18 protein-coding genes are annotated in these 17,685 nt (G+C 60.8%); 6 read left to right on the plus strand and 12 right to left on the minus strand.

All coding sequences use genetic code 11. The features are described from left to right. The first annotated feature begins 88 nt into the window (after window positions 1-88). Together EJA71_RS22650 and EJA71_RS22655 are read left to right on the plus strand one after the other, a co-directional pair. Entirely contained in the window at window positions 89-298 is a 210-nt protein-coding gene (locus EJA71_RS22650; RefSeq protein WP_158959743.1) for a Flp family type IVb pilin, read from the plus strand. Window positions 299-369: 71 nt separating this feature from the next. After that, window positions 370-777 carry a response regulator gene (locus tag EJA71_RS22655; protein ID WP_158959744.1) on the plus strand — a complete coding sequence of 136 codons (408 nt, stop codon included), beginning with the start codon at window positions 370-372 and terminating at the stop codon, window positions 775-777. Between the two features lie 37 nt (window positions 778-814). Here the strand turns inward: EJA71_RS22655 and EJA71_RS22660 are convergent, their stop codons facing one another. Continuing rightward, window positions 815-1,591 carry a response regulator transcription factor gene (locus EJA71_RS22660; RefSeq protein WP_158959745.1) on the minus strand — a complete coding sequence of 259 codons (777 nt, stop codon included), beginning with the start codon at window positions 1,589-1,591 and terminating at the stop codon, window positions 815-817. A gap of 106 nt (window positions 1,592-1,697) precedes the next feature. Continuing rightward, window positions 1,698-2,168, minus strand: a complete 471-nt coding sequence (locus EJA71_RS22665) for a prepilin peptidase (RefSeq protein WP_158959746.1) — start codon at window positions 2,166-2,168, stop codon at window positions 1,698-1,700. A gap of 75 nt (window positions 2,169-2,243) precedes the next feature. Here EJA71_RS22665 and EJA71_RS22670 point away from each other — a divergent pair, with 75 nt between their 5' ends. Further along, window positions 2,244-2,684, plus strand: a complete 441-nt coding sequence (locus tag EJA71_RS22670) for a TadE/TadG family type IV pilus assembly protein (RefSeq protein ID WP_158959747.1) — start codon at window positions 2,244-2,246, stop codon at window positions 2,682-2,684. Beyond that, entirely contained in the window at window positions 2,681-5,416 is a 2,736-nt protein-coding gene (locus EJA71_RS22675; protein ID WP_158959748.1) for an ATP-binding protein, read from the plus strand. Before EJA71_RS22670 ends, EJA71_RS22675 begins: the two co-directional genes overlap by 4 nt. Here EJA71_RS22675 and EJA71_RS22680 read toward each other — a convergent pair. The 5 genes from EJA71_RS22680 to EJA71_RS22700 all read right to left on the minus strand — a co-directional run bounded on the left by EJA71_RS22680 (window position 5,413) and on the right by EJA71_RS22700 (window position 9,923). After that, window positions 5,413-7,401 (minus strand): pilus assembly protein TadG-related protein, encoded by a 1,989-nt coding sequence (locus tag EJA71_RS22680; RefSeq protein WP_158959749.1) that lies wholly within the window; start codon window positions 7,399-7,401, stop codon window positions 5,413-5,415. The genes EJA71_RS22675 and EJA71_RS22680 overlap by 4 nt on opposite strands. Window positions 7,402-7,632: 231 nt before the next feature. Beyond that, window positions 7,633-8,190, minus strand: a complete 558-nt coding sequence (locus tag EJA71_RS22685) for a DUF4136 domain-containing protein (protein WP_158959750.1) — start codon at window positions 8,188-8,190, stop codon at window positions 7,633-7,635. 54 nt (window positions 8,191-8,244) lie between these two features. Then, window positions 8,245-8,859: a DUF4136 domain-containing protein gene (locus tag EJA71_RS22690; protein WP_158959751.1), complete on the minus strand. Its 615-nt coding sequence runs from the start codon at window positions 8,857-8,859 to the stop codon at window positions 8,245-8,247. Window positions 8,860-8,871: 12 nt separating this feature from the next. Beyond that, window positions 8,872-9,621, minus strand: coding sequence for a methyltransferase (locus EJA71_RS22695; protein ID WP_158959752.1), 750 nt, complete (start codon window positions 9,619-9,621; stop codon window positions 8,872-8,874). After that, complete coding sequence (locus EJA71_RS22700; protein ID WP_053116915.1) at window positions 9,621-9,923, minus strand: MazG-like family protein; 303 nt, start codon at window positions 9,921-9,923, stop codon at window positions 9,621-9,623. Before EJA71_RS22700 ends, EJA71_RS22695 begins: the two co-directional genes overlap by 1 nt. A gap of 130 nt (window positions 9,924-10,053) precedes the next feature. On the opposite strand from EJA71_RS22700, the gene EJA71_RS22705 reads away from it, so the two are divergent. Both EJA71_RS22705 and EJA71_RS22710 read left to right on the plus strand, forming a co-directional pair. Continuing rightward, window positions 10,054-10,347, plus strand: coding sequence for a hypothetical protein (locus EJA71_RS22705; RefSeq protein WP_007914623.1), 294 nt, complete (start codon window positions 10,054-10,056; stop codon window positions 10,345-10,347). A 52-nt stretch (window positions 10,348-10,399) separates the two neighbouring features. Next, window positions 10,400-11,749: an MATE family efflux transporter gene (locus tag EJA71_RS22710; RefSeq protein ID WP_158959753.1), complete on the plus strand. Its 1,350-nt coding sequence runs from the start codon at window positions 10,400-10,402 to the stop codon at window positions 11,747-11,749. On the opposite strand, the gene EJA71_RS22715 is transcribed toward EJA71_RS22710, so the two are convergent. The 5 genes from EJA71_RS22715 to EJA71_RS22735 all read right to left on the minus strand — a co-directional run bounded on the left by EJA71_RS22715 (window position 11,743) and on the right by EJA71_RS22735 (window position 17,504). Beyond that, window positions 11,743-12,618: an alpha/beta hydrolase gene (locus EJA71_RS22715; RefSeq protein WP_158959754.1), complete on the minus strand. Its 876-nt coding sequence runs from the start codon at window positions 12,616-12,618 to the stop codon at window positions 11,743-11,745. The genes EJA71_RS22710 and EJA71_RS22715 overlap by 7 nt on opposite strands. Before the next feature lie 12 nt (window positions 12,619-12,630). Then, entirely contained in the window at window positions 12,631-13,425 is a 795-nt protein-coding gene (locus EJA71_RS22720; protein ID WP_158959755.1) for a DUF4123 domain-containing protein, read from the minus strand. Further along, complete coding sequence (locus EJA71_RS22725; protein WP_158959756.1) at window positions 13,422-14,765, minus strand: type VI secretion system Vgr family protein; 1,344 nt, start codon at window positions 14,763-14,765, stop codon at window positions 13,422-13,424. The genes EJA71_RS22720 and EJA71_RS22725 overlap by 4 nt, the downstream gene beginning before the upstream one ends. Before the next feature lie 234 nt (window positions 14,766-14,999). Continuing rightward, a complete protein-coding gene (gene speA, locus EJA71_RS22730; RefSeq protein WP_158959757.1) occupies window positions 15,000-16,913 on the minus strand; it encodes an arginine decarboxylase in 1,914 nt (637 codons plus the stop codon). 219 nt (window positions 16,914-17,132) lie between these two features. Next, window positions 17,133-17,504, minus strand: a complete 372-nt coding sequence (locus EJA71_RS22735) for a translation initiation factor Sui1 (protein ID WP_158959758.1) — start codon at window positions 17,502-17,504, stop codon at window positions 17,133-17,135. Between the last annotated feature and the right edge of the window lie 181 nt (window positions 17,505-17,685).

Genomic DNA, 17,685 nt, shown 5'->3' on the forward strand with positions numbered 1-17,685 from the left:
GGCACGGGGAATGCCGACAATGCTGATGCTGGCACAGGGAAATCATGTTGCGAACGCGCAACGCCTGGCGTGCTCAAGGAGAATCCTCATGTCGTATTCCCAAATGGTTAAAAAATTCAAAGCCGAAATCGCTTTCTTCAAAGGTCTGGCCAAAGATACCGAAGGCGCATCAGCCATCGAATATGCTCTGGTCGTCGGCCTTGTAGCGCTGGTGATTGCAGCTTTCGGTAACGGCATCGGCACCCAGGTCACCGCGATACTGACTGCCATCCAGACCGCACTCACACCGACTCCCTGATCGGACCGATAACTTGTCAATGCAGCCATTGGGTTCTAACGTCAGCACTCAGTCCATTGCAGGTGTTGCCTATGAACTCTCCACACACTTCTCGCCAGCAGTTGCTCCTCGTCGACGATGAGGAGGACGCACTGCTGGAGCTGGCGGAGTTGCTGGAGGGCGAAGGCTTCACCTGTCATACCGCAACGTCGGTGAAACTTGCCTTGCACCACCTGACTCGTCATCCCGATATCGCCCTGGTGATTACTGATCTGCGCATGCCGGAAGAAAGCGGCATGTCGCTGATCAAGCGCCTGCGTGAACATACTTCGCGTCAGCATCTGCCAGTGATCGTGACGTCCGGGCATGCGGATATGGAGGACGTCAGCGATATGCTGCGCCTGCAGGTGCTGGACCTGTTCCGCAAGCCGATCTATCACGTGCGATTGCTGGAAACCCTGGACAACCTGTTTCCCAAGTCCAAGGCTCACAGCGGTTGAGGTTTTGCACCCCGGCGGTGGCCGGGGTCAATGGCGTTCAGTGCGCAGTCACCCGTTGACGCATGCCCGAGTTGTTTGGCGATAACGCCAGGGCCAGTTGGGTGCGGTTATGCATGTGGGTCAGGCGCAGCACTTGCGAGACATAGAGTTTGACCGTGTTCTCGGTGATCCCCAGTTCACAGGCTATCTGGTAGTTGGTCTGGCCTTTGCCCACCAACCGCGCAACATCGAGCTGGCGTGGCGACAGCTGATTGAAGATCGCCGGGATCTCCACACCTTCGCCCTCGCCTTGCGCTTCTTCGCTGGCGGGTGCGGGACCACGGCGGACTTTGTCGAGGTCCTGATAAAGATCGTCGATCGACTCGGAGAGGTATTGCAGCTTCTGATTCAGGTGGCCGAGTTGCAGGGTTTTCTGGCGCTCCGCCAATACCGCTTCCTGGCGGCGCAGCCCTTCAAGCAGTTCGTCCAGATCCACCGGTTTCTGGTAGTAGTCGGCGATCCCGGCACGCAACGCTTTGATCACGTCCTGCTTGTCGGCACGCCCGGTCAGCATGATGGCTTCGAACATCCGCTGTTTGCCTGCCAGCCGTTGCAGTTCCTGGACAAGCTGAATGCCATCCATGTCCGGCATGTGCAGGTCGCACAGCACCAGACCGATGGCGGGATCCTGGCTGAATTGCTCGATCGCCTGTTGGCTCGATTCGCACGGCACGCAACGGTAGCCGCTGCTCTCGATAAATTCGCAGAGTTCTTCAACGATCAACGGCTGATCGTCGACAACCAGAACTTTCACAGCAGACGTAAGCTTGTTCACTTGCCACTCCATGCCCAGGCCAAAGGCTGACCGTTCCTGTAATAACGCTGATTTGAAAGTAGACCCACTTTCCGACTATGTACATAGAACTAATCACATGAAGCGACTAGTGGATCCAAATCAGGGTCAGGATTGTCCCCATCAGCACGAACGGTGCAAATGGCAGCTTTTTTGACATTTCAGGAGCTAGATATCGAAGATATTCCCTAAGCCGTTGACTCATATGCAGCCAGAGTTTTGGCACGGTTACGATCCACAAGGCACTGACGAGCGCCGCGCCGATAAACGCGCCGAGCAGGTGGATACCGTCCGTCGCAAGGGCTAAAGCTGTCATTAGTTTCACATCGCCAGCGCCGAAACGCTTCAGCCAGTAACCGGGCAGCGTCAGCAGCAGCGCCAGTAAAAGGGCCCAGCCACCCTGCACCGCTTCGGCACCCAGCCAGGTGTGGCCAGTGACCAACAGATACACCGCCGCCAGCCCACCAACACCCAGGGTCAGCACATTGGCGATATGCCGCTGACGAGCATCCTGCGCCGCGCAAAGCGTCAGCCAGATCAGAAGGACAAAGCAGTGCATGCGGTAAAAAAAGTCCGTTTTGGCTGAATGATTCTATGCTGGTATTACGTAGTGATTGTCAGGGTAGACGCACTCATGAAATCCGGCCTCCCCCGTAAACAAAAAGGCGCTGTCGCGATCGAATTCGCCTTGGTGTTCGTGATCTTTTTCGCCGTGTTTTATGGCTTGGTCAGCTACAGTTTGCCGCTGTTGTTGATGCAATCATTCAACGAGTCCACCGCCGAGGCTGTGCGCCGCAGCGTGGCGCTGGATCCTGCCTCGGCGAATTATTCGACCGCCATTACCACGACCGCGCGCACCGAACTCGGCCGGCAATTGGCCTGGCTGCCCGCCGCGCTGAATTTCAATGCCGCCACTGACAGCACCATCACCTATACCGGCGGCGTGCTGACGGTGACCATCAATTACCCCACAAGCAAATTGAATCAAGCGCTGCCGTTTCTGGTGCTGCCCGGCGTCGGCACGGTGCCGCGTCTGCCGGCGACACTGCGCGCTTCGTCGAGCCTGCAGTTTTGAGTTCCGGTGACAAGCTGTTCGGCCGCCTGCTCAATCGACCTCTCGGCGCTTCCCAGACTCAGCAAACGGCGGTGGTGCAAAACGTCGGCCTGCAGCTGTATCTGGACGGCGAGGGTTACGTCAATCATCTGAGCGGGCCGTTGCGCCATGTGTTGGCCACGCAGCTGTCGAGTGCGCAACCCGCGCATCTGTTGACGTATTTGCTGCCGCACAGCAGCCTGAGCGTCGAAGGCCAACCGGCCGACTGGCAAGGTCAGATGCTCGATCTCGATTTTTTCAGCCAGGCCGGTCCGCCTCTGCACTTACGCGGTTGGGTGCAGGCGCACGACGGCGGCTGGCTTCTGCAACTGCTCGACATCGGCGACTTGCTCGGTGAGCGACGCCAGGCGCGCAGCCGCGAACAATCACAATGGCTCGCCACGCAGATTCGCGATCAGTTACGCCTGTGCAGCCTTGCACGTCTGCCTGATGCGCTGGGCGAGCAATTGCAACGGCTCAGTCAACACTTGCATACCCCGTGTCTGGCCGTGGCGCTGCTCGATGAGCAAGGCCTGGGCTGGCAGATTCATCAGCATTACACGGCATTGAATGCGCCGCGCCTGTGGCGAGAACAGCAACATCTGGGCACCGGGCTCGACAGCCTCGACGGTGCGTCGCCCCAGCGTTTGCTGGCCAGCGAACAGCCGCGCCTGAGCGCCATTTTCGGTTTGAACGAAGGTTTTGCCGTGCCCTATCGCGACGCGCAGGGTGTGGCTGCCTGGCTGTTGTGCGGTGACTATAACGTGCAGCAACTGGCGCCTGACCTCAGTGATCATGACTGGCTTCTACTCGCCGCCGCCGTGGCCGCGCCGTTACTGGAACGGCTGCGCGAGCATCGTCATCAGCAGCAACTGGAACGTCTGGAAACCCTGCAAGCGCTGCTCGGCACCGGTTGGTGGGAAGTGTTCAGCGACAGCAACCAAGTGCAACTGGCGCCGACACTGGCGCACAGTCTCGGCTTGACGACAACGCAGTTGCCGGTTCAGGACTGGCTCAATCAGGTGCATCCCGCCGACCGCGATGAGCTGCGCAGTCGCCTGCAAACTTTGCAGGATGAAGGCGCGCCGCTGGAGGTGTGCGTGCGCTGGCACACCGCCGAGCAGTCGTTGCCATTGTGGTATCGCTTGCAAGGCCAGTCTTTGGGCATCGGTGCCCAGCATCGACTGGTGGGGTTCATGCTCGACATCAGCGACATCAAGAACCAACAGCAACAGGCGGCCGCCGCCCATGCGCGGCTGGACAACCTGATCGCCAGTTCACCGGCAGTGATCTACGTACAGCGCTACGTGGCAGGCGCGCTGCAACCGAGTTTTTTCAGCGCCAGCCTGCAAGCGCTTTTAGGCTGGACTCTCGTCGATTGTGACGACGGTCGACTGGTTGAACACGTGCACCCGGAAGACCGTCCGCGCTATTTCGAACGCACCCGGCAGTTGCTGCGCGAAAGTTCGGTGAGCGCACGCTATCGGGTGCTCGACCGCCAGGGCAATGTGCACTGGCTGCTCGACGAGGCCAAATTGCTGCGCGACGATCTCGGCTTACCGGTGGAGGCCGTCGGTCTGTGGCTGGACGTCACCGAAGCCACCCTCGCCGCCGAACAGATCAAGGTCAGTGAAGAGCGCTACCGGATGCTGGTAGAAGACTCGCCCGCGATGATTTGCCGTTACCGCCCCGACCTGACTTTGACCTTCGGCAACCGGCCACTGGCGATGTATCTGGAGTGCGCCCCCGAGCAATTGCCTGGGGTGAATCTGGGCAGCTGGATGTCGGATGAACAGCGCGAGGCTTTCGTGCAGCGCCTGGCACAGCTGACGCCGGAAATACCTGTCAGCACCGCCGAAATCAATCTGCGTCTGCCCGGCCGTGAACACGCCTGGTGGATCTGGTCCGATCGCGGCGTGTTCGATGAGCACGGCACGTTGGTGGAGGTACAAGCGGTGGGCCGTGACAACACCGAAGTGCGGCGCTCGCAGCAGCAACTGACGCAAAGCGCAAAAATGGCCACCCTTGGCGAAATGGCCACGGGGCTTGCCCATGAAATCAACCAGCCGCTGAACGTGATGCGCATGGCCATCGTCAATGTGCTCAAGCGCTTGAGCAACGGCGATGTGCAGATCGACTACCTGACCGACAAACTCAAACGCATCGATGCGCAGGTGCAACGGGCGGCCCGAGTGGTGGATCACATGCGCGTGTTCGGGCGACGCTCGGAAATCGAACAACATCCATTCAATCCGCTGGAGGCGATTGAAGGCACGCTGTCGCTGCTGTCGGAAGGCTTGCGCGGCAAAGGCGTGGAATTGCGGATCAAAGAAGCGGACTTCCAGGTTCAGGTGCGCGGCTACGTCGATCAGCTCGAACAAGTACTGATCAACCTGATGGTCAATGCCCGCGATGCGCTGCTCAGCAAACGCGAAGCCAATCGCGATTTCCAGCCGTGGATTGCCTTGCATGCCGAGTGCGACGAGCACGTGGTGCGGCTGTGGGTCGAGGACAACGGCGGCGGCATTGACCCGCGTTTGCTGGAGCGGATTTTCGAACCTTTTTTCACCACCAAACCGGTGGGTGTCGGCACCGGTCTGGGCTTGTCGGTGAGTTACGGCATCGTCGAAAACATGGGCGGACGCCTGAGCGTGCGCAACGGTGATGAGGGCGCGCGGTTCTGCATCGAACTGCCGATTGCGCTGCCCGATTAGATCGCCAGCATCGGTTGCCCGGGTGGCTTGCAACTGAGGTTGGCGCCGACGTCGACCTTGTTCAGGGTGATGCCGAGGTTGGCCAGCAAGCCATCGAGTATCGGGTCAAGCACCGGGCTGAGCAGGTTGTCGATGACCACGCCGAGCGTGCTGTTGACGCCCGCCAGCACGTCCGCCGTGGTCGTGAGCAAGCCACCCAACAGGCTTGAGCCGGTGGGTTTGTAGGCCTGCACCTGAACCCCGCTCAACGTGCCTTTCAAACTGTTGACCACGCTTTGTGTGCCGAAGCTGTAGGTCATTGGCGTTTGCTTGATTTCCGGTGGCTGGTTGTAGGTGTGAATGTTTTGCATGCTCGCCACGGAGGCATCAACTTTCACCCCCAGACCGCCGCCATAAAACGCTTTGCGCGTGCTCTGATCGCACGTCGCCGAGCCTAGCCCGAGCAACGGAATGGTGCAAGTGATGACGCCTACATCAATCAATGCCAGCGGCTGTACGGTGACATCCGCCGAGGAGGAAAAGGCATTGGCGGCGTCGATCTTGCCGACCTTGAGCTTGACCAAGGAGGAGTTGGTCTGGGTGGCCAGGCTTTTGCTCGCATCGGTGACGCAGTTGAAATCGGTGACGTGGCTGTCGGCGGCCGCAGCTTCGAGCAAGATGTCGATGCTGGAAGTGGGCAGAATCTGCAGATTGGTGCGCTGACAGGTGCCGCCCAGGGCGCAGAACAACGAGTTCAGCGTGCCGGCAATGTTCAGGTGCAACAGGTTGTTGAGGGTATCGGTCAGCCCGCCCACCAGCGGGGTGCTGACAATGGCATTGGCCAGGCCGGCCACCCCGGACAGCACCGGCAGATTCAGCGAAATCAATGTGCGTACCTGCGCGGTTTTCACGTAGATGCGGTTGGCGCCCATCGGGTCAGCCTTGGCCAGCGCCGGGTTGCCGACCGCCGATAACTGCGGCGGCTGGATCACTTTGACTTTCACCGAGCCGTTGACCAGCCCGGGAATGCTCAGCGGCACGCTGGCCGTCAGGGCGTTCTGACTGTTGGCCAGTTGCACCACGGCTTCGAGCAACTGGAACACTTGCAGATTGGCATTGAGCGCGGCCGAGGTGGCGCCGGTCTGCAATTGCAGCAATTGCCCGAGCACCACCGAAGTGTTGCCGACGATGGCTTTCAATCCGACCAGTCCACTGACCGCGACACTGGTGGTGGTACCGCCCTTGGTCAATACGGTGATGGCGGTGTCGAGCAGTTGGTTGATCTGCACGCTCTGACTCAATACCTGCGTGTAGTTGCCGGCGTCCACGTGCAGATCGAGTGCCAGTTGGTTCAGGTAACCGAGCAGACTGATATTGGTGTCGACCAGGCCTTGCCAACCGGCAACGCTGAGGTTGAGGCTGCCACCGAGCAAGCCGCCCCACAGCGCATTCAACGCCGCCGACTTGCTCGCGTCGACCGTCAGTGCGGTAGTGCCAATGGTCAGTTGCGCCAGCGGCGGCAGAATGGCCGAAGTGCCGACCGCCGTTGCGTGCAGACGTGTCGTTGGCGACACCCTGCCCGGCTGGAACAGCGCATACAGAGCGGCAGCCACACTGGTGGGCACCACGCGTGTAGCGACGACGCTGATTGCTGCTTTTTTGCTCGCATCCATTGTGAAGGCGCGCAGATTGTTTGCACCGGGCTGCACGGTGCCACAGGTGACAGTGAGGGTTGTATCCGCTGCCACGGCAAAACCGTTGCGCGCCGCACTGGCGGTGGCATAAGCCGCCGCGCTGAGCCCGGTCAGGCAATCACCGCTGCGCGAGACCGCCTCGAGCGCGGCGACATCGACCACTCGCTGCAAGCGCCGTTGTTCCATGTACAGGCGACCGCTGTCGACCACCAGCACCATGCACACCAGCGCGAGACCGAGGGTCAACGCCGCCATCAGACCGATCGCCCCGCGTTGCCGGGCCGGGCCGTTGAAATGCGAGCGAGGCGACATGGCGCACTCCTTTGCCGTTACCTCCATTGATGCAGTTGAGTGTAGACGGGCTCAGTGAAGCTGCTGGCAACGCGCCAGCCATCAACACACATTTTTTGAACAACTCAAAACCTGTGGGAGCGGGCTTGCCCGCGATGGCGGATTGTCTGACACATCAAGGTTGGATGTGCCGCCGTCATCGCGGGCAAGCCCGGCTCCCACAGTGACCGAGGCGACCTCAGGATTTGTATTTCAGCGCGGTGGATAGTTGGTGAGGATGCGGGCGACCGTCTCGCGGATGGCATTGCTGCGATCTTCTGGATTCGGTTTGCTGGCGAGCATCTGCTCATCGCTGCCACGCCACACCAGTTTGCCGTCCTTGCCGTCGAGCAGGTCGATCTGGATGGTCGCGACCTTGTAGGTGATGTTGCGCGTTTCGTTGTACATCGGCGCGCCCCAGTAGCCATTCCACGGGCCGCCCCAACCGCCGCCGTAATTGGTCGTCACTTGCTGCTGGCGATCCTCGACGATCAGGTAAGTCTGCACGCTCAAATCACCCTTGGCGCCCGCAGCCGCCGGGCGCAAGCCGCGTTGATCGAGCTGATCGGTGACGGCCTGACGGATGCGTTGCTCGGTCAGGTCGCTTTTGATCCGTGGGTCATCGGGGCGATATTGCAGGGCGGGGTCTTTCCAGCTCCAGCTGCGATAAGCAGCAAAGTCGCGGCTGGCGTCGAAGTCATGATTGACCTGATTGGCGGCGCAAGCACTGAGCAGCACGGCCATGGTCAGTAATACGAGACGGCGGAACATGGTTTTTCTCCGGTTGAAGACATGAACCTGCTAGAGCTTCTCATTTGCCGGAAGCTAACTGGGAGGATACGCCGACATGGCCTTTTCCACAGCCTCGCGAATCGCATCCGTGCCATCGATCTGATTGCCCTTGGCGCCGGTTTCAGCGCTGGCACTCCACACCGGTTGGCCGGTGCCGGCGTCGAACAGATCGACCTGCACGACCACAACCTGCTCCGAATACGTGCGCACCACCGGCACGCTGTTGTACATACCGACACCGCGGCCATAACGATCATAGCCACCGTAGCCGCCGCCGTAGTAACCGTAATCGTCATGAACCTGACGCAAGCGGGTTTGCAGACTCAGACGAGCGCTGACCAACAGGTCGGCCGGACGGTTGTCGTGCAGCGGGCGCAGGCCGCGCTGATCGAGCGCATTGCTCACGGCTTCGGCGACTTGCGCCGAATCCGCCCACGCGGTGCCCGGCGGCAACTGCCCGTTGAGCCAGGCCCAACTGCGGTAGCGCCCGTAATCGCGTGGCGGCGCCGGGTAGGCGCTGCGATCAAAGGTCTTGGCCGCTTGCGGCGGTGCCGGCGGCAAGGGCCGCGACTGCGCCACGTAAGGGTTGCTGCCCTGGCAGGCGGCCAACCCCAGACAGATCAGCAATAACCCGGATTGAGCTTTCATTTCGCGCTCCGATCAGATCGGCCGACAGATCCAGTGCAAGTAACGCCCAAGCCCGGCGAAGCTTGGGTGGCGACGGTGAGCGAGCTCCATCTCGAGCAAATCGACGAGTTCGGCGCGGGCCTGGAATTCCACCGGCATGTAGTCGTGAAAAACCCGGATCCCACTCTGGGTTTCGACCTGCCACAAGCCGTCGAGTTGCGTTGCCAATTCCCGTGGATCGAGGGGCTGTTGCGGGGTCAGGCTCTGCTTCTCACCGGCCATGTCGTTCTTGCGCATTTTCTTGAAATGGCCTTTGAGCAGGTTGCGGTAGATCAGCGCGTCGCGGTTGTAGAACGCCAGCGACAACCAGCCACCGGGCTTGGTCAGTTGATGCAGCACCGGCAGGATCGCGTGGGGTTCGGCGAGCCATTCGAGCACGGCGTGGCAAATCACCAAGTCGTAAGGCTCGGTGAGTTGCCCGAGCAATTCCTGCCACGGCGCCTGAATGAAAGTCGCAGTTTGCCCCGCCTCGGCGAATCGCTGGCGGGCGCCTTCGAGCATCGGTTCCGCCGGTTCGGTGAAGGTCACTTCGTGGCCACGTTCGGCCAGCCACAGCGACATGTGGCCGAGACCACCGCCGATGTCGAGCACCCGCAACGGGCGATCCGGCAGGGCTTCGGCAAGGTCGGCCTGCAGCACCGCGAGGCGGATCGCGCCTTTGGCGCCACCGTAGATTTTTTCGGCGAAACGCGTCGCCAACTGATCGAAATGCCGGTCGCTCATCAGCTGAACCGCCGTTCGCTGTCGGCGAGCTTGGCGCGCACCACTTCATTCATGTCCAACCCCAACTCGCTGCACAGCAGCAACAGGTACAGGACGATATCGCCGACTTCCTGGCCAGCATGGGCGAGTTTGTCAGCGGGCAACTGGCGCGACTGGTCTTCGCTCAGCCACTGGAAGATTTCCACCAGTTCAGACATTTCGACGCTGGCGGCCATGGCGAGGTTTTTCGGGCTGTGAAATTGCCGCCAGTCATTGCGGTCGCGAATGGCGTGAAGGCGCTCGGTCAGTTCAACAAGGTTCATCGGGTTCTCCTGAAGGCGTATAGCTTCGGGGGGATGGTGCATGAAGGCAAGCGCAAACCGTCTATCATGCAGGGGAACTCGGCCACCCGCGCTGTGGCCCAAGACTCAGCTCTTTCATCAGGATGAACTCATGCAGGTAGAAAGCTTTTTCGAATGGCTCGGCCAGGCGCTCGGGTCGGTCATCCGCTTTATCGTTGATGGCCTCAGTGGACTTTTCAACATTCTGAGCAATGCTGGCGGCAACTTTGTCGACGGCTTGGCGAAGACGCTGGGCATGGACACTTCGATCATCAGCATCATCGCGCTGATCGTCGGTTTGATGCTGCTGTGGTCGGCGATCCGGGCGTTCATGAATGCGTCGATCATTGCCGGGATCATCTGGTTGCTGTTGGGGTTATGGTTGCTGAGCTGGATCATCCACTGACCACACTGGATCGCGTTAATCGCTACAATCCCCGCTCCTCCAAGGAGCCCGCATGTCCACTCTGATTGCCGACTGGCGCGACCGCCCGACTCACCGCAAGGTCTGGGCGCTCGCCGCGCCGATGATTCTTTCCAATATTTCCGTGCCGCTGGTGGCGCTGGTCGACAGCACCGTCATCGGCCATTTGCCCCACGCCCATCAATTGGGTGCGGTGGCGGTCGGCGCCAGCCTGTACACCTTTCTCGCCTGGGCCATGGGTTTTCTGCGCATGGGCACCACCGGTTTTGCCGCGCAAGCGGCCGGGCGCAGCGATGGCGCGGCGTTGCGGCAGATTCTGTTGCAGGGTCTGCTGCTGGCGATGGGCCTGGCGCTGGTGCTGGGCACGCTCGGCGTACCGTTGAGCGGGATCGCGCTGCACTTCATGCAGCCGTCGGCGGAACTCGATCAGCTCACCCGTGATTTTTTCCACACGCGGTTGTTCGGTCTGCCGGCAGCCCTGGCCAGTTACGCACTGGTCGGCTGGTTCCTCGGCACGCAAAACGCCAAGGCGCCGCTGGCGATTCTGCTGACCACCAACCTGATCAACATCGTCCTCAACCTGTGGTTCGTCATCGGCCTGGATTGGGGCGTGGTCGGTTCAGCCCGGGCCTCGGTGATTGCCGAGTGGAGTGGTGCCCTCCTCGGCCTGCTGCTGACCCGCAAGGCACTGCGCGCGTATCCGGGGCATATCGTCTGGGCTGCACTGAAAGTCTGGCAGAGCTGGCGGCCGTTGCTGGCGGTCAATCGTGACATCTTCATTCGCAGCCTGGCGCTGCAGTCGGTGTTTTTCATGATCACCGTGCAAGGCGCACGGCTGGGTGATGCGACGGTCGCCGCCAATGCGCTGTTGCTCAACGGTTTGCTGCTCACGGCTCACGCACTGGACGGTCTGGCGCACGCCGTTGAAGCGTTGTGCGGCCACGCCATCGGCGCCCGTGATCGCCTGGCCCTGCGCCGCTCTCTGGTGGTGGCCGGTGGCTGGTCATTGATCGCCAGCGTGGGGTTTGCCGCGCTGTTTCTGCTGGGCGGGCACCTGTTCATCGAGATGCAAACGGATATCCAGAGCGTGCGCGAGACCGCGTTCATCTACCTGCCCTACCTCGCCGTGCTGCCGTTGATTGCGGTGTGGAGTTACCTGCTCGACGGACTGTTCATCGGCGCCACCCGCGCGCGGGAAATGCGCAATGGCATGCTGCTGACCGTCGTCCTGCTGCTGCCGTTTGCCTGGGCACTGCAAGGTCTGGGCAATCACGGCCTGTGGCTTTCTTTTCTGCTGTTCATGGTGCTGCGCAGCCTGACCCTTGGGGCAATGGCCGGGTGGCTCAAACGCAACGATGGCTGGTTCAGCGGCGGCGCTCACTGACCGGGCGTGTGCTTGATGAAGCCGACGACCTGCTCAAGCACCGGCGCCAACCGGCGCAATGGTCGCGACAGCGTCGCCACCAATGTGATGTGGCTGGGCCGCGAGTAATACAGATCCTGCACCGGCACCCCGGCTTCGCGCAGCTTGCTGGCGAGGCCGCCGGTATTGCGTGTCGGGTTGACCAGATCATCCTCGGTCGCAGCAATCAGTAACGCAGGCGGTGCGCCGCGAGTGACATGATGGATCGGCTGCGATTGCGGCGGTGAGTCGGGCCAAAAGAATACCGGACGCACATCGGGGTTTTCGATTGGCAGGAAATCGTAAGGCCCGGCCAGTCCGATCCAGCCACTCAAATCCCTGGGTGACATCCCCACCGCCGCGAGCCATCGCGCGTCCAGCGCCAGCATCGCCGCGTTGTAGGCGCCAGAGCTGTGGCCCATCAGATACAAGCGTTGCGGGTTGCCGGAAAACTGGCGAATGTGCGTCCGAGCCCACGCCACTGCCTGCGCACCGTCCTCCAGGAACAATGGATAACGTACCTGCGGATACAGCCGATAATCGGCAATCACCGCGACAATGCCCTGCGACGCCAGGGCCTCGCCGACGAAGGTGTAATCCTCGCGCCTGCCACTGTTCCAGCTGCCACCGTAAAAGAACACCACCACTGGCGCGTCTTCGAGCGGATGCCGGGGGACATACACGTCGAGCTTCTGCCGCGGATCTTCACCATAGGCAATGCCCGCGGTCCGGGTAAAAGACGCTTCCGGGGTCAGGGCGTTGAGCAGCTTCACCGGCGAACAACCGCCAAGTGCCAGCAACACCAGTGCGCTGATCATTGCGCCGAACCATTGTCGGTAGGTACGTGCCATATCCGTCCTGTCTTAGTGATGATCCTGCTGCCAGTGTCGACGCAGATGCTCGAGCCGCTCGTACTGAGTCAGCCCTTCCGGCAGCGGCGGCAACACCTCACGCGGATGCTGCAAGCGTAGCCATAGCCAGTCATCGAGCACGCTGCGATCAGTGAATCCCAGCACCAGACCCTGCTGGACGTGCCGCCACAACAGTGGATAAGCGACGTTGATCGATTGACTCCAGCGGTAGGCATGTTGTTCCAGCAAACAGCTTTGCAGGCGTTCGCGCTGCCGACGGCTGAGAGATTCTTCAATGCCCAGCGGGGCAACGGCCAAGCGTGGATTGCGCAGCTGCTGCCAGCCTTCACTGCCGATCGCACGGTCCGCCCAGGTGCCGCCAAACCACTGCAGTTGCTCGATAGGCCCGAGCCAGCGACTCAGTTCGCGGGCATCGCAGGCATCGAAAAAATAGCTGGCGGTCTGACGGTTGTAGTAACTCAGCAACGCGCGGTGGCTGAGGCCGAAGGAAACCGTGAGCATGCGGCGCAAATGCCCGAGCAATTCCTCGACCGGCGCTGGGCTTTGCAGCAACAGACCACGCCAGGTCTGTGGATCACGCTGACATAACGCGCTCAGCGCCGGGCAACCTTGCAGCCTGATCAACAGCGGGCCGAGTTCGCGCGACGACTGAAACTCGGTAGCGTCAAACAGCCAGAACCATTGCACACCGGCGAAGCCCTGACGCAGCGTGCGCATGGCCAGAGAGGTCTCCACGCTGTCGAGCAGCAGCCACTGCGCAGAGGCGTCACACCTTGCGCCGCTCATCGTCCGCCACTCTGTTCAAGGGCGGTGACCAATCGGCAGGTGCACACCGATTGTGCACAATGAGCGAAACTGCCGCCTCCGGGCATCAGGCACAACAGCAGCAACGGTTCGGCCGATTGCAACAAGCGCCGCGTGCCCTCATTCATCGGCATCGGTGATGTCGGCACGGGCGGTGCCTCTTCGGGGTCGGACAGGGCGGCGGGACGGTGCAGGACGCCACTGATGACCGGCTGATCCGGATCGCCCTCAAGGAAACTCACCACCACTTCGACGCCTTCGCCCAATGTAGCGATCGGCGTTTGTGCCAGTGCCGGCGTCAAGGGCAGCCAGCAATGGCTGGGGGCGGCGCCTTCGCCTTGGTACAACCAGTCGAACTGCACGGCAACCGGACGCGAGCGATCCGGGCGCGGCTCGTCGACCGCTACAACCCAGGCCCGTTGCAGACTGTGCATGCGTCGCCTCGGGGGCGCATTCACCCCCCACTCCGAGGCGTGTTCAAGCGCAAAGATGCGGTTGCTGTAGGCGGGTTCCTCAAGCTGATCGGCATGATGCTCGACTCGGGTCAGCAACCAGCGCCGATTGCACTCGGTGAACGGATGGCCGGTCAGTGGCAACCATTGACCGCTGCGCAGCCCCGCCAGATCGGTCTGCCCCTCAGCGGTACGCAGCATTTGCGTTGTCTCGGCGCTCGACACGTTGTCTTGTAATTGCCATTGCCGAACAGCCGGCAAGGCGTCTTCGTCAGCTACGGCAAACCGCGCCACCGCCGTTTTCGGCAAACCGGCAGGGTCATCGCCAAACACCAGGCAATGGCCATCGCGGCGGTGTTCGAAGTGATAGTGAATATGCGCCTGCCCGCATAAGCGCTGAACAAATTGCAGATCCGATTCGTGATACTGAGTGCAGAACGCGCGGGGCAAGTGTTCGGTGGAGCACTCGAAGCGGCGCTGGCTGCCGACAATGCCGTGCTCCTTGAGTACCTGTTCAAGGATCTGCACCACGGACCGACCGCTGAAGATGCGTTGACTGCAACGCAACGCCAGACAACTCAACTTTGGCCCGAGCTGCACCCGGCACAGGCGCGAACCGCTGGCATGTTCATACTGGATCAGGCTCTGCAACTGACCGTGCACCCCCTCTTGCGAGGCGCCAAAGCACAGAAACGCCGACCGGTACAACAAACTGGCAAGGTCCAATTGCGGATCGTCGACCAAGACGTCGATTTCAAACGCGAACGGCTCACTGAGAGCCTCGTTACCGGTAAAGGCCAGGACTTCGAAGGGGTCGGACAGACCCGCTACATCGAGACGAAACGACGGCTCGTTGGTGGGATCGAACATTGGCGGAATCTCTACAGGAGGGGCGGTCGGGGATTCTCGCCGAGAGCCATGGCTGAGTAGAGAGCGCAACTACAACTTAGGAAATGACCTACGCGAAAAGCAGACCGAATGACTTTGCTGGCCAGGGCCGACCAGTATTTCGCGTGGATTTTGGGAACTGTCCCACCGAGTCATCCGAAATTTCCGCAGCTTGCGGGAAAATTTCATACAACCCGGTGGGCAGACAACCTGACGTCAGGAAGACAGGTAGGAGGAACGGGTCAGGCCCAGACGCAGGGCATCGAGGAACTGCGTGCGCTCGCTGGCACTGATGCGGGCACTGGCGCACTTGTCGCGGTAGTGGGTCATCAGTTCTTCCGGCGACAAGTGCACGTAACGCAGCATGTCTTCGATGGTGTCGTGGGTCTCGATGCCGGCGTGATACACGCTGCCATCGGCGTTCTGGTAAATGTTCACCGAGTCGGTGTCACCGAACAGGTTGTGCATGTCGCCGAGGATTTCCTGATAGGCGCCGACCAGGAACACGCCCAGCAGGTAGTCTTCGCCTTCATTCAAACCGTGCACCGGCAGGCTGGTTTCGATGCTTTGCTCGTCGACGTACTGGTTGATCTTGCCGTCGGAGTCGCAGGTCAGATCCTGCAGCACCGCGCGGCGCAGCGGCTCTTCGTCGAGACGGTGCAGCGGGATGATCGGCAGGACCTGATCGATCGCCCAGGTGTCCGGCAGGCTCTGGAATACTGAGAAGTTGCAGATGTACTTGTCGGCCAGTTTGTCGTTGAGCTCATCGAGCACCTGACGGTGCGAACGCTGACGCGCTTTCAGCGAGTTGTGCAGGCGACGGCACACGGCGAAATAGCACTGCTCAGCCAAGGCTTTTTCGGCCAGGGTCAGCTTGCCGTCGGCGTACTGCGCAGCGACGTCACTCATGTAGTGGGTGGCGCGCCAGTAGGTCTCGGTGACCATTTCGATGTCGGTCGGGCCGAGCAGGTCAACCAGCCACTGCACGGTTTCCGGCAGCGCTCCTTTATTCTCGATCTGCGGGATTTCGTCGTTGTGCTTCTCGACGTCGGTCACCTGCACCACCAGCATGGCGTGGTGTGCGGTCAGCGAGCGGCCGCTTTCGGAGAAGATGTGCGGATGCGGCAGCGCCTGCGCGTCGCAGAACTCCTTGAGCATACCGACCACGACACCGGCGTAATCGTCCATGTCGTAGTTGATCGAGCTGGCGTTGCGCGAGTGCGTGCCGTCGTAATCGACACCCAGACCACCGCCAACGTCGATGTGGTCGACCGGCAGACCAAGATTGCGCAGCTCGCCGTAGTAACGGATCGCTTCTTTGAAGCCGTGCTGATAGTCAGCGAGGTTGGCAATCTGCGAACCCATGTGGAAGTGCAGCAGGCGAATGCCCTGATCCAGACCGGCCGCGCGGAAGCGCTCGACCACCGACAGCAGTTGCGCCGCCGACAGACCGAATTTGGATTTCTCGCCACCGGTGTCCGCCCACTTCGACGAGGCCAGCGACGACAGACGCACGCGCAGGCCGACCTGTGGCTTGACCTTGAGCGAGGCGGCTTCTTCGATCACCAGAGCGACTTCGGATTCTTTCTCGATCACGATGAACACATTGTGGCCAAGCTTCTGGCCCATCAGCGCCAAACGGATGAACTCGCGGTCCTTGTAACCGTTGCAGACGATGGTGCCGCCCTTCGGGGCCAGCGCCAGCACGGCCAGCAGCTCAGGCTTGGAGCCGGCTTCCAGACCGATGGACACGTCCTGGGTGGCGATGATGTTCTCGATCACCGCTTCTTGCTGGTTGACCTTGATCGGGTACAGCGCGGTGTATTTGCTCTGGTATTCCAGGCGTTCGATGTTCGCATCGAAGGCACCGGTCAACTGGCGAACGCGGTCTTGCAGGATGTCAGGGAAACGGACCAGCAACGGCAAGGACAAACCACTTTTGCGCAGTTGGTCGACTTGCTCGAACAGGTCGATAGGCGAGCTGTTCGGGCCGTTCGGACGAACTTCGACGCGACCGGCTTCATTGATCGCGAAATACCCGGCCCCCCAATGGCGAATCCCGTAAACACTGCGGCTGTCCGCAACTGTCCATTGGCTGCCATCGTCTTTGCGTGTGCGTCGTACGGACATCGAAGTCCCCTATAAAGAAGTCATAGTGCGTCGCCTGATCTCAGGCCGGCGCAGTCTAAAGAATGAAAATGACGATTCGTCAGCGCGGCGGTAGACCGCGCTGACCGCGTGGAGTTTAGAAACCGGTCATGAACAGGCTCTGTGAAAACCATGGAGACGACGCCGGATCTGAATGAATTCAGCGCCGGATCAAGCCGCAGATGGATTTCACAGAGGCTGCTAGCCGCCGGACTTCTTCGCTTTGAAACCGTGCTTGATCAGCTCAGCCAAGAGTAGCTCGACATGATCGCCCTGGATTTCGATGATGCCGTCTTTCAACGCCCCGCCGGTACCGCAACGTTTCTTCAACGTCGTCGTCAACTCTTTGAGCGCATCTTCGGCCAGTGGCACGCCGGTGATGGTGGTCACCGTCTTGCCGCCACGGCCCTTGCTCTCGCGACGCACGCGAGCGATGCCGTCGCCGGCCGGGATCACGGTTTGTTTGCAGATACAGGCGTCCACCGGCTTACTGCATTCCGGGCAATGACGACCTGCGTCGGTGGAAAATACCAAGCCACCAAGGGCGGCGAAGGATGCGGCTTTTTTGGCCACCGGCAATCCTCTTGGGAGGACAAAGACTGATCGCAACCTTGGGCAAGGTCAGCGACCGCGAAGCCCCACTCAGGCAGGGGCAGCGCTACTGCACCGGATATCGATTCCTGGACTGCTCAATTGCTGAAATGTAGGAGCTGCCGAAGGCTGCGATCTTTTGATCTTTTTTAAAGGCCAAGAT

Origin of the sequence: Pseudomonas sp. PB106 (assembly GCF_009764645.1) — a bacterium.
GTDB lineage: Bacteria > Pseudomonadota > Gammaproteobacteria > Pseudomonadales > Pseudomonadaceae > Aquipseudomonas.

Bases quoted from the DNA above. Each gene is read 5' to 3' on its own strand.
- EJA71_RS22720 (WP_158959755.1), bottom strand. From the start codon at position 13,425: ATGAGCGGCGCAAGGTGTGACGCCTCTGCGCAGTGGCTGCTGCTCGAC.
- EJA71_RS22725 (WP_158959756.1), bottom strand. From the start codon at position 14,765: ATGTTCGATCCCACCAACGAGCCGTCGTTTCGTCTCGATGTAGCGGGT.
- speA (WP_158959757.1), bottom strand. From the start codon at position 16,913: ATGTCCGTACGACGCACACGCAAAGACGATGGCAGCCAATGGACAGTT.
- EJA71_RS22695 (WP_158959752.1), bottom strand. From the start codon at position 9,621: ATGAGCGACCGGCATTTCGATCAGTTGGCGACGCGTTTCGCCGAAAAA.
- EJA71_RS22690 (WP_158959751.1), bottom strand. From the start codon at position 8,859: ATGAAAGCTCAATCCGGGTTATTGCTGATCTGTCTGGGGTTGGCCGCC.
- EJA71_RS22680 (WP_158959749.1), bottom strand. From the start codon at position 7,401: ATGTCGCCTCGCTCGCATTTCAACGGCCCGGCCCGGCAACGCGGGGCG.
- EJA71_RS22670 (WP_158959747.1), top strand. From the start codon at position 2,244: ATGAAATCCGGCCTCCCCCGTAAACAAAAAGGCGCTGTCGCGATCGAA.
- EJA71_RS22650 (WP_158959743.1), top strand. From the start codon at position 89: ATGTCGTATTCCCAAATGGTTAAAAAATTCAAAGCCGAAATCGCTTTC.
- EJA71_RS22665 (WP_158959746.1), bottom strand. From the start codon at position 2,168: ATGCACTGCTTTGTCCTTCTGATCTGGCTGACGCTTTGCGCGGCGCAG.
- EJA71_RS22685 (WP_158959750.1), bottom strand. From the start codon at position 8,190: ATGTTCCGCCGTCTCGTATTACTGACCATGGCCGTGCTGCTCAGTGCT.
- EJA71_RS22705 (WP_007914623.1), top strand. From the start codon at position 10,054: ATGCAGGTAGAAAGCTTTTTCGAATGGCTCGGCCAGGCGCTCGGGTCG.
- EJA71_RS22710 (WP_158959753.1), top strand. From the start codon at position 10,400: ATGTCCACTCTGATTGCCGACTGGCGCGACCGCCCGACTCACCGCAAG.
- EJA71_RS22715 (WP_158959754.1), bottom strand. From the start codon at position 12,618: ATGGCACGTACCTACCGACAATGGTTCGGCGCAATGATCAGCGCACTG.
- EJA71_RS22700 (WP_053116915.1), bottom strand. From the start codon at position 9,923: ATGAACCTTGTTGAACTGACCGAGCGCCTTCACGCCATTCGCGACCGC.
- EJA71_RS22655 (WP_158959744.1), top strand. From the start codon at position 370: ATGAACTCTCCACACACTTCTCGCCAGCAGTTGCTCCTCGTCGACGAT.